Origin of the sequence: Xanthocytophaga flava (assembly GCF_030068545.1) — a bacterium.
Lineage (GTDB): Bacteria > Bacteroidota > Bacteroidia > Cytophagales > 172606-1 > Xanthocytophaga > Xanthocytophaga flava.
Genome location: NZ_JASJOR010000069.1, coordinates 1 through 5085, shown reverse-complemented (window position 1 = coordinate 5085; position 5085 = coordinate 1). Strand labels below are relative to the sequence as shown.

8 protein-coding genes and 1 pseudogene are annotated in these 5085 nt (G+C 36.7%); 6 read left to right on the top strand and 3 right to left on the bottom strand.

Annotated features, from left to right (window positions below; all coding sequences use genetic code 11):
• Nucleotides 1-157: 157 nt before the first annotated feature.
• The 5 genes and pseudogenes from QNI15_RS39075 to QNI15_RS38695 all read left to right on the top strand — a co-directional run.
• Nucleotides 158-391 (top strand): annotated as a pseudogene (locus QNI15_RS39075) (hypothetical protein); the annotation flags it as partial.
• Nucleotides 388-1089 carry a LytR/AlgR family response regulator transcription factor gene (locus QNI15_RS38705; RefSeq protein ID WP_314037560.1) on the top strand — a complete coding sequence of 234 codons (702 nt, stop codon included), beginning with the start codon at nt 388-390 and terminating at the stop codon, nt 1087-1089. The pseudogene QNI15_RS39075 and the gene QNI15_RS38705, both read left to right, overlap by 4 nt.
• Nucleotides 1090-1117: 28 nt before the next feature.
• A complete protein-coding gene (locus QNI15_RS39070; protein ID WP_390902245.1) occupies nt 1118-1477 on the top strand; it encodes a sulfatase/phosphatase domain-containing protein in 360 nt (119 codons plus the stop codon).
• Entirely contained in the window at nt 1434-1601 is a 168-nt protein-coding gene (locus tag QNI15_RS38700; protein ID WP_314037558.1) for a hypothetical protein, read from the top strand. Before QNI15_RS39070 ends, QNI15_RS38700 begins: the two co-directional genes overlap by 44 nt.
• Before the next feature lie 181 nt (nt 1602-1782).
• Nucleotides 1783-2289 (top strand): hypothetical protein, encoded by a 507-nt coding sequence (locus tag QNI15_RS38695; protein WP_314037555.1) that lies wholly within the window; start codon nt 1783-1785, stop codon nt 2287-2289.
• 20 nt (nt 2290-2309) lie between these two features.
• On the opposite strand, the gene QNI15_RS38690 is transcribed toward QNI15_RS38695, so the two are convergent.
• Both QNI15_RS38690 and QNI15_RS38685 read right to left on the bottom strand, forming a co-directional pair.
• A complete protein-coding gene (locus QNI15_RS38690; protein WP_314037553.1) occupies nt 2310-2705 on the bottom strand; it encodes a RidA family protein in 396 nt (131 codons plus the stop codon).
• A 154-nt stretch (nt 2706-2859) separates the two neighbouring features.
• A complete protein-coding gene (locus QNI15_RS38685) occupies nt 2860-3450 on the bottom strand; it encodes a Crp/Fnr family transcriptional regulator (RefSeq protein WP_314037552.1) in 591 nt (196 codons plus the stop codon).
• 279 nt (nt 3451-3729) lie between these two features.
• Between QNI15_RS38685 and QNI15_RS38680 the strand changes: the two genes are divergently transcribed.
• A complete protein-coding gene (locus QNI15_RS38680; RefSeq protein ID WP_314037551.1) occupies nt 3730-4218 on the top strand; it encodes a hypothetical protein in 489 nt (162 codons plus the stop codon).
• 48 nt (nt 4219-4266) lie between these two features.
• Here QNI15_RS38680 and QNI15_RS38675 read toward each other — a convergent pair whose 3' ends face one another.
• Nucleotides 4267-4956 (bottom strand): DUF3027 domain-containing protein, encoded by a 690-nt coding sequence (locus QNI15_RS38675; RefSeq protein ID WP_314037550.1) that lies wholly within the window; start codon nt 4954-4956, stop codon nt 4267-4269.
• Between the last annotated feature and the right edge of the window lie 129 nt (nt 4957-5085).

Sequence of the window (5085 nt, the reverse complement as noted above, 5' to 3'; positions counted from 1 at the left end):
CAGTTTCAAAGTCTTATTAATTCGGTTTGAGAAGAAGGCGCCTAACTGGACTGCATTTCTCTATATGGCTTTCTCTATTCGTTTTTTACGTAAAATCCAACCTCTTAATAAATACTAAACAACTTCTGCGTTTAAACATTCGAAGAACAATGAAGACGAGAAAATCTTTATTCATATTTCACTTGTTATAGATACGAAATCCATTTTTTTTTCCATCAAAAATTCATGTGCTTTGCTTGTATCTAAGCCTGAAGTGCCACAAGGTCACTCTGGCTTTGGACTGGAAAGCGTAAAAAAGAGATTAGACTTGTTGTATTACGAGAAGCATGAATTGGAAATTACACAGATTGAAAGGACTTTTTCTGTAAGCCTGTTATTGAAATATACATGAAAATCAGATGCTTACTTGTGGATGATGAGCCAATTGCAAGGCAGATTCTGGAGAGATACTGTGCATTATTGCCTGAAATGGAGGTGGTAGCAAGTTGCAGCAATGCTTTGGAAGCAAAACGTGTTATTCAAAGTCGTACAATTGATCTTATTTTTTTAGATATCAATATGCCGGTTCTGGATGGATTATCATTCATGAAAACCTTAACAAAACCGCCAATGGTGATTTTTACTACAGCCTATAAAGAGTTTGCACATGAGGCTTTTGATCTTGCAGCGTGTGACTATCTGTTGAAACCGTTTTCGTTGGAACGCTTTATCGTAGCCGTTGATAAAGTCCAGGAAAAATGGGGAGTGAGAGAAAAAGTAGGAGAAGAGGTTGCTACAGAGAGTTATAGCTTCCTAAAATCAGAAGGAAAGATTTATAAGATTAACTTCAATGAGGTTTACTTTGCAGAAGCGGATGGAAATAACGTGAAAATTGTAACGAATGATAGTGTGATAAGGCCTGTTATCACACTTACCACATTAGAAGATATACTTCCCAAACCAATCTTCATTCGGTTACATCGATCTTTCATAATCAATAAGGATAAAATAACGCATATAGAAGGCAATCGGGTTTTTATGAATGCTATAGAAATCCCAATTGGAGCAAACTATCGGGAGCATTTTTTTAGGGAGTTAGGTATTAGATAAAAGGATAAATTTATCTTACCGAAAATAGGTGTTGTTTCATGCAGATCAGGGGCACTCGGAAGAGGGATGTACTTTTTGGGGTGGTTATTCCAGTCCCTATCACGGCTCAAAATTTAGCTTATTTGAAGGCGGAATAAAAGTACCGGCTATTATATGGTGGCCAGGACATGTGCCTGCAAATGCTGTTCGCGATCAATTTGACACCAATATCGACTGGTATCCGACGCTTGCAGAATATTGTGGAATAAAATTACCCCAACGTAAATTAGATGGAGCCAGCTGGGTGAAAGTTATTCCAGCAAACAAAGGCAACTTCACCGCACCTTGTTTTTTACTGGTAATGCTTGGGTACTCAGCAAGATCCACAATGGGCAGTGCGGGATGGTGACTGGAAATTGCTCCATAACCCGTTACAATCCAAAAAAGGCGAATTAGATCCAGATCAGTTTATGTTGGTTAATGTAAAACGTGATGTAAGTGAAACAGTAAACGAAGCTGCCCATCATCCGTAAGTAGTAGAAAAGCTTATGTAAAGTCGGATAAGGTAATTGATTGAAAATGGTTGTATTTAGATATGAAGTTCTTATTTGACCTTTTATAGTGTTATTTTGAAACTCGCTAAGTTTTAGCTTAACTATAAGATAATTGTTAGAAAGGTATTTCATTCTAAAAACTATCTGCAATCAACTACAAGTGGAAAAACTATTTTTTGCTATCTGGTTTCGCCTTGACCAGAAGGATCGTTATTTAATCTGGATTCAGGATGAAACTGATCAGGTTTTGGTGGAAACAGATGTATTAATACCTGTTTTTAACAGTGAAACCGCACTGGCTAATTATGCTGGAAAAAAACTTATTGAAATTGTTAATGAAGAGCCTTTATTCTGCAATTTGGATTATATAAGCAATTGGATAATCCAACCTGATAATTCTATAGACTGTCAGATGTTTTTGTCAACCTGGAATCTTTTTATGGATATCGCCTCTGCTATCAACAGATCATTTACTGGAAATGAAAAAGACAAACTGACAAATAAGGTTTATGATAAGATATTTTATGGTAATAATCTGCCATCTGTTACTCCTGAAGGAAAGTACTATATTCCAGTATGGACAAAATCAGAGAGGCAAAGGCTCATGCAGATTATGTCAGAGGGTATTACTTTGCTAAGAAGAAATTTAAAAGAAATTGATATCTGAGATTACCTACTTAGACATGGCTATTTCACCGCCGTTGCCTCTATTTCAACCAATAATTCCGGAAATACCAAACGGTTAACTCCTAAAAGATTTATAATCGGTTTGGGGTCTGTTTGCTTCAATCGTTCTTCAAGTTGTGCGTAATTTTCGAATAAAAGGTCGAAGTTCGTGGTATATACTACCAAACGAATGACATTCGCCCAATTGTACCCTCCTTTGGTTAACACAGCTTCCAGATTATCCATAGCTAACGTTAGTTGCGCTTTCATATCGTTTGCATGTAATGGTTTACCTTCCGGACTGATAGAGGCTTGTCCTGCACAATACAATATTTGTGAACTGCCAGTTGTTTCAACAGCTTGTGAAAAACTAAAGTTATCCTGCCATGTCCAGGGATTAACAGATTTCTTGTCCATATGTGTTTTTAGAATTTGTAGTGTCTGTTACTGAAATAGTTGCGAACCAGATTCTCGGTGGTACAAAATTGTATTTGAAATCGTAAGGAGGACGATGAGGTAGGTCAAAAAAAAACGTTGATCTATGTCAACGTCCGTTTATTAAAAGTTGGGCTTATTTTTTTGCCGATTGGTTTCGTATACGGCTAAGGGTTTCTTTGGTTATACCCAGATAGGAGGCTATTATGTGTTGCGGAAAGCGTTGGATAAATTCAGGATAGCGTAGGATTAGCTCTTCATACCGTTTCTCTGCTGTATCAAACATAGAGGCCCGCAGTCGTCTTTGTGAGGCAATGGAATTGTTATCATCCAGTTTAATCCGCATCTCATTAAAAGCCGGGATCGCATTGACTCGTTCATAGTACCCGTTTGCTTTCGGAAGCAGGAGCAAATCTGTTTCTTCCCATGCTTCAATAGCATAGATGGAAGGTATTTCTTTCCAGAAACTTTCCCTATCCGATGCCCACCAATTTTCAATATACAGCTGGATATTATGTTCAGAACCTTTCTGATCTACCGTATATTGCCGCATGGCTCCTTTTACAATAAATCCAAAGTGTTTGCAAATATCTCCTTCCTGCAAAAAGAACTGCCTTTTCCGTAATTTTTTGTAGACAAAAGATTCTCGGATTAAAGCAATATCAGATGAAGTGAGAGGGCTTTGCGAACGTTCCTGGATGTAATGGATCAGAGAATCATATATCATTGAGTAAAGATAATGGGTTGGGTTATTGTTTGTCAACTGTAAAAACATAAGTTACTCTCTTTGAAACCTGGAAAGTTTATCAAGGACATCTATCTCAATTATTGAGATATGGATAAGATATTACTGAAAAGACACGTAACGGGAATGAAGCACTGCTGCGACTTAACTAAAAAAATCTTATATCTTGGAAACAAAGGTCTAATAAAGTATAATAGGAATACCTGAAGGATCAACAACAAGGTTTAGTAAAAACGGAAAATCGTTAATAAGAAAACTATAATGGGACATCATATAACAGCTATCCTCTTGAAAGGAGACTACGATATATCTCTGGCAGAATCCTTTGATTTGCTCGGTGTCAGATTAGATAACACAATTACAATGTTCTTTATAGACAACTATTTTTCTGCGTATTGGCAGGTAAAGCTTGGAATAACTGGTTTCCTGGATAGAAACGATGCTGACTATCTTCCTTCGGAAAATGTTCTAGCTCATTTAATGGAGCAAATTTCCAAACAAAAAGATCCAATCTTTGCTTTGATTGAAACGGATTACTTTGGTGGTATGGGAAAACAGTATGCAAATGTATATAGAAACAAAGTACTTGTTGACAAAAATATCAAGACAATTAACCAGGCTTTAGCTTACCTGGGAGTAAAAAGAAGAAGTAAAGTAGATGAATTTGATACAGTTGGGCTTGGTAACTACAGGTCAAATCCGGAATACCTAGAAAAATATACGGATCTGGCTAATGAACTAGATCTGTAGATTAGTAGGTAAAGAAATAACTGATAAATGTTTGACTCAATTTTCCTTTTATGGATTGAGTGTATCATCGAAGTATTCATAACTGTTTTTCACTCCGACGACCTTTCCATCAAAGATAGATTTACCATTGCTACAAAGTCCAAAATCCCAAAAGTAAAATCTGCCACTGTTGGGGAGAAAATAAGCACAATCTCTACAATGGTTATCGAATGCCTTTGGAGGAAGTGTTTTCTTCCAGCGATTTGCACAATTTTCTGCGTGTGCATCAGCTATTTTATCTACATCTGTAAATTCGTCTAAACTGTATTTGGTCCAATTACCGGATGTATGAAGAACTATACAGTTTTCTATTGTATCATTGGTTTGGCTATACACTTCCAAAACAGGAAAAGACACGCCTTGTGTGAAAATATCTAGCTGATAGGTGTTCTCAAAGAATAGTGTCAGATCTGTTTTGTTCCGATAAGTAATAGAAATCAGTTTCAGACCAGTTAATTTTTGGAGATAGCGATCATTGTGCTTGTTGTCTTCAAAAGAACCTGTCAGGAAAATCTCATTTAGAGATAATCGCCAGGCAGCTGAAATAGTCTCAATGCACCATTCCGGATTTACAAGATTCTTTATAAGTAACTGTGTTTTATCCCGATATTGACTGAAGGGAAGTAGTAAGTGCCCTGCAAAGCCACAAAATGGTTCAATGCAGTGAAGGCCAATAAATACTTCTAAGGGTTCATTCATTACCAGTCATGGTCGGAAGAAATATCTTCCGACTTTTTTATTTATTGGCAACAAAATACAAGAGTGATAGAATATGGCTAACTTACTTATATAGAGTATGTTCATCAAAGTAAGGCTTTATCTGTATGT

Bases quoted from the DNA above. Each gene is read 5' to 3' on its own strand.
- QNI15_RS38705 (WP_314037560.1), top strand. From the start codon at position 388: ATGAAAATCAGATGCTTACTTGTGGATGATGAGCCAATTGCAAGGCAG.
- QNI15_RS38690 (WP_314037553.1), bottom strand. From the start codon at position 2,705: ATGGACAAGAAATCTGTTAATCCCTGGACATGGCAGGATAACTTTAGT.
- QNI15_RS38685 (WP_314037552.1), bottom strand. From the start codon at position 3,450: ATGATATATGATTCTCTGATCCATTACATCCAGGAACGTTCGCAAAGC.
- QNI15_RS38680 (WP_314037551.1), top strand. From the start codon at position 3,730: ATGGGACATCATATAACAGCTATCCTCTTGAAAGGAGACTACGATATA.
- QNI15_RS38675 (WP_314037550.1), bottom strand. From the start codon at position 4,956: ATGAATGAACCCTTAGAAGTATTTATTGGCCTTCACTGCATTGAACCA.